Below are 1,278 nucleotides of genomic sequence, written 5' to 3'. Positions count from 1 at the left end.
TGACCCCTGCCGTCAATCCCGTAGACTTAAACTTGGGAGATTTTAGTTACGCAGCCTGACGATAATAATCAAACCACACCTGTCTTGGTGATTTATAGCTCAAGCCCTTTTGAATTCTAGTCTGATTGTAGTACAGCTCGATGTATCTAATAATATCGTTGATCGCTGCAAATCTAGTCTTATAATCCTGATGATATACCAGCTCGTTCTTTAAAGTGCCCCAGAAGCTTTCTATTGGAGCATTGTCGAAGCAATTACCTTTAGCGCTCATAGATCCTGTAAACTGATGCTGTTTAATGATCTTATGGTAGGCATGGCTGCAATACTGGCTGCCTCTGTCAGAATGGACTATTAGTTTTTTGGCAGGTCGTTTGTTTTTGATTGCCATGTTCAATGCGTGACAGACCAAATCTGCGGTCATGCGTTTGTTGATCGCATAGCCGACCAGCTCTTTGGTATATAAGTCTTTGACTCCCGCTAAGTACAGCCAGCCCTCATGTGTCCAGATATAGGTGATGTCACTGACCCAAGACTCATTAGGACACTTGGCATCAAACTGCTGATCCAGCACGTTATCATAGACCAGTTTGTTGTGATTAGAGTCGGTGGTCACTTTAAAGCGCTTATGACGACGACATTTAATGCCGTGTTCCTCTTTGATGCTTCTTACCATATACAGGCTAATGTCATGCCCTTGCTCGCTTAGATGAGCATGCAGTCGATCTACGCCATAACGTTCTTTCGTTTCATTGTGAGCGGCTTTAACCAATAACTCGCACTGATTACGATGTACCTGCTGACAGCTGATATGACGACCCAGCCAGTCATAGTAGCTTGAGGGTTTAACCTGTAGTACGCGGCACATGCTACTAATGCTAAAGACTTGCTGGTTGTCTTTGATAAAGGCGTACTTGACTAACTGTGCTTTGCAAAGTACGCCGTGGCCTTTTTTAGGATCTCTCGCTCCTCTTCGGCAACTTTAAGTTGTCGCTTGAGCTGCTTTATTTCTTGAAGAGCCGTCATAAGATCAGGATCGTATTGAGCTGTTCCTGCAAGTTTGCCTTGATTAGCTTTGTTGTTCCAGTTCGATAAGGTTTGCATGGCGATCCCGAGCTGCTTTGCAGTAGCTGAAATATTGCCGTTGTTGTCTGATATCTTCTTGACGGCTTCGGCTTTAAATTCGTCACTGTAGGTTCTGATTTTCTTGGTCATGATAAACTCCTGTTATTGTGCTTAGTTTACCAAGTTTATCTCTACGGTTTATTCAGCATAGCTCAG

1 protein-coding gene is annotated in these 1,278 nt (G+C 43.6%); it reads right to left on the bottom strand.

The genetic code is table 11. The annotated features are described in order from the left end of the window. Positions 1 to 46: 46 nt before the first annotated feature. A protein-coding gene (locus EI164_RS16170; protein WP_192520997.1) for an IS3 family transposase occupies positions 47 to 1,212 on the bottom strand; the annotation gives its coding sequence in 2 pieces (ribosomal slippage) (positions 47 to 954 and positions 954 to 1,212; 1,167 coding nt in all). Between the last annotated feature and the right edge of the window lie 66 nt (positions 1,213 to 1,278).

The sequence above is a fragment of the Psychrobacter sp. FME13 genome (assembly GCF_014861395.1).
GTDB lineage: Bacteria > Pseudomonadota > Gammaproteobacteria > Pseudomonadales > Moraxellaceae > Psychrobacter.
This window is presented reverse-complemented; position numbering and strand designations above follow the sequence as displayed.